Below are 3,006 nucleotides of genomic sequence, written 5' to 3' on the forward strand. Positions count from 1 at the left end.
GAATGAGGTATCCCGCATCCGAGAAGCTCGAGATCATCAGGATCGTCGAGCAGTCCCACCTGCCTGCCAAGCGAACGCTGGACCAACTCGGCATCGCCCGGCGGACGTTCTACCGCTGGTATGACCGCTACCTCGCAGGCGGCCCGGAGGCGTTGGCGGATCGGCCATCGGCTCCAGGCCGGGTGTGGAACCGGATCGCGCCCGAGGTGCAGGACCAGATCGTCGAAATGGCGCTGGAGCAGTCCGAGCTGTCACCGCGCGAACTGGCGGTGCGATTTACCGATGAGCGCCAATACTTTGTGTCCGAAGCTACGGTTTACCGCCTGCTCAAGGCCCACGATCTGATCACCAGCCCGGCATACGTCGTGGTGAAAGCGGCTGATGCGTTCCATACCAAGACGACCCGGCCGAACGAGATGTGGCAGACCGATTTTACCTACTTCAAGATCATCGGGTGGGGCTGGATGTATCTCTCCACCGTGCTCGACGACTTCTCGCGCTACATCATCGCCTGGAAGTTGTGCACCAACATGCGGGCCGAGGATGTGACCGACACGCTGGATGTAGCGTTGGTCGCATCCGGATGCGACAGCGCCACGGTGTTGCACAAGCCCCGGCTGCTCAGCGACAATGGTCCCAGCTACATCGCGGGCGAACTGGCTGAATACATCGAGGCCAACAAGATGAGCCACGTGCGCGGCGCCCCGATGCACCCCCAGACCCAGGGCAAGATCGAGCGCTGGCACCAGACCCTTAAAAACCGCATCCTGCTCGAGAACTACTTCCTGCCCGGCGACCTTGAGGCCCAGATCGAGACCTTCGTCGAGCACTACAACCACCGCCGATACCACGAGAGCCTAAACAACGTGACGCCCGCAGACGCCTACTTCGGCAGGGCACCAGCCATCATCAAACAACGCGAAAGGATCAAGCGACAGACCATTGAACATCGGCGCTTGCAACACCGTAAGCTCGCCGCCTAAAACCCAACAACAGACGAGGCCCGCACTCCGCTAATTTACGCCGCGACCTGTGCCAAATGTTCTGACGACGGACAGGCCGAGTTAGGGTTTATGAAGAGAGCAGTTGCTAGGATGCGGTGATGAAACAGGAAGCCCTTATAGCTTGGACCAGCCTCTACATAGCCGTCGGCGCAATGGCGGTGCTGTGCGCTGTCCTGTCCGTCATCGTAACCGCCGACGACTGGCGATCAGGACGTTGGCGCCCGGCGTTCGAGACGGGCCTCCAGAAGACCTTGCTCTTGCCGAAGATCTGGCTGCGCTGGCAGCTGAACTATCTTAAGGGCACACCGGTGATCCTGGCGGTTAGCATCTATTATGCCTGGTCGGTCGGCTTTTCAGTTTTCTGGAACGTGTGACGCCAGCTTGAAAGGTGAGATCGCTACGGCGCGGAACGGCCTTCCGCGCCGGTCAAACGACGGGCGCCCGCCTCCCCCGTCGATCGACGCGAGGATCGTCCGAACATAATCGCGTGTTTCCCGAAACGGCGGAATTCCATCGTACTGCACCACCCTCCCCGGCCCCGCATTGTAAGCCGCCAGAGCAAGCTCCCATGAACCGAACCGGTCGAGCTGTTCCTTGAGGTAGCGAGCGCCGCCACGAAGATTCTGCTCAGGGTGCCATGGATCGGCCACCCTCAGATACGCGGCGGTGCCAGGCATGAGCTGCGAGAGGCCCATGGCGCCAGCAGAACTCCGAGCATAAGGGCGGTACCGACTTTCCTGAGCGATCAGGGCGTCAAACAAACGTACCGGCACCCCCACCTCGCAGGCGACCTGAACGATCAGGTCGAAATACACACTACGCCGAGCTTGTGCATCCACCGAAATGCCATGGCGGGGAAAGTACCCTTCCGATCCGCAGGAGGCCGACGGGTCGATCCGGAGAGGGCTGAAGGGGCTCGATGAAACTCGCCCTGCCCTCATCCAGCCCGGCACTACGGGAAGCGTCGGAGTCTCACCTTCTGGCGATGGGGCGCCTTGGGATGCCATATAATCGAGTAGCGCTGTCTCAGGAGAACCCGGTCCAGTGTCGACCGGAAGCGCCGGTATCACAGCTGAGCCGGGCACGATTTCCTGAAACGCCTCAGGTGCTTCAGCACCGAAGGTGTGAACAGCCACACCCTGAGCCGATGCCGGCGAACAGACCATGGCAAAAAGGATAACGGAGAGTTTTCTCATAACCACACCTTTCGGCGCGGTTCTCATATCGCGGGCCGACAATAGGCTATGGCGTCCGACCGATCAAGCCGGCGATTGCGCCCACAGGCCGATCGGCCAAGCGCCCCGCGCTGAAGCCGATATGCCAATCCGAACGCGCCATCGATACGGCCCAAGGGGCAACTGGCACTGATCATAAAAAGAGGTCGAACCTCTCGTGTCAGTAAACCGGCAGGCGCTCTTCCCTGCCGAAAGATTAACGCTCTGCGGCTGCCGAATTTGGCAGAAATCAGGCGAAAGACCCGTGCTGACGACGCAAAGAAGGCGCGACAAAACAAGGAGAAAAGGGGGAAGTGATATGGTAGAGGAGTTGAGTTATGCTGATGGCCCTTCGACCGACCCAAGAGACAGTCGATATCGTGGCAGCTTTGCGCGGTCGGTGGCACGGATCCTATGCGATGTGCCTATGTCCGGCACATGCGGATGCCACCCCTTCCCTATCTGTACGACAGGGCCAACGAGGCATCCTCGTCCATTGCTTTGCCGGCTGCGATAACGCTGACGTGCTAAGAGCGATCGGGCAGTTAGGCCCGCGGGCGCACGCGCCAATTCCCACATTCGCCGAAGCCAACACCGCACCCAACATCCAATGGATATGGGACAATTCGAAGGGGTTACGGGGAACAATCGGGGAGACCTATCTCCGGTTGCGAAATCTTCCGACCGACCTTCCCGACGTCCGCTTTCATCCGCGATGCCCTTTCGGACGAAAGTAAGCGTCCGGCCGACCACGTGTTGCGCGGTCGGCGCTGGACGGTGAAGGACGG

At 60.3% G+C, this 3,006-nt stretch carries 3 protein-coding genes; 2 read left to right on the forward strand and 1 reads right to left on the reverse strand.

Features of this window, described 5'->3' with window-relative positions:
* Window positions 1–983 (forward strand): IS3 family transposase (locus tag AX708_RS02175; RefSeq protein ID WP_054590525.1); only part of this gene is annotated, 983 nt, incomplete at its 5' end.
* 119 nt (window positions 984–1,102) lie between these two features.
* Window positions 1,103–1,378 (forward strand): hypothetical protein, encoded by a 276-nt coding sequence (locus tag AX708_RS02180; protein ID WP_067489438.1) that lies wholly within the window; start codon window positions 1,103–1,105, stop codon window positions 1,376–1,378.
* On the opposite strand, the gene AX708_RS20710 is transcribed toward AX708_RS02180, so the two are convergent.
* Window positions 1,358–1,819, reverse strand: coding sequence for a lytic transglycosylase domain-containing protein (locus AX708_RS20710; RefSeq protein ID WP_197426332.1), 462 nt, complete (start codon window positions 1,817–1,819; stop codon window positions 1,358–1,360). The genes AX708_RS02180 and AX708_RS20710 overlap by 21 nt on opposite strands.
* Window positions 1,820–3,006 lie beyond the last annotated feature (1,187 nt).

The sequence above is a fragment of the Erythrobacter sp. CCH5-A1 genome (assembly GCF_001557115.1).
Classification (GTDB): Bacteria; Pseudomonadota; Alphaproteobacteria; order Sphingomonadales; family Sphingomonadaceae; genus Erythrobacter.

Excerpts from the sequence above, each read along its gene's own strand:
- AX708_RS02180 (WP_067489438.1), top strand. The coding sequence starts at position 1,103 with ATGAAACAGGAAGCCCTTATAGCTTGGACCAGCCTCTACATAGCCGTC.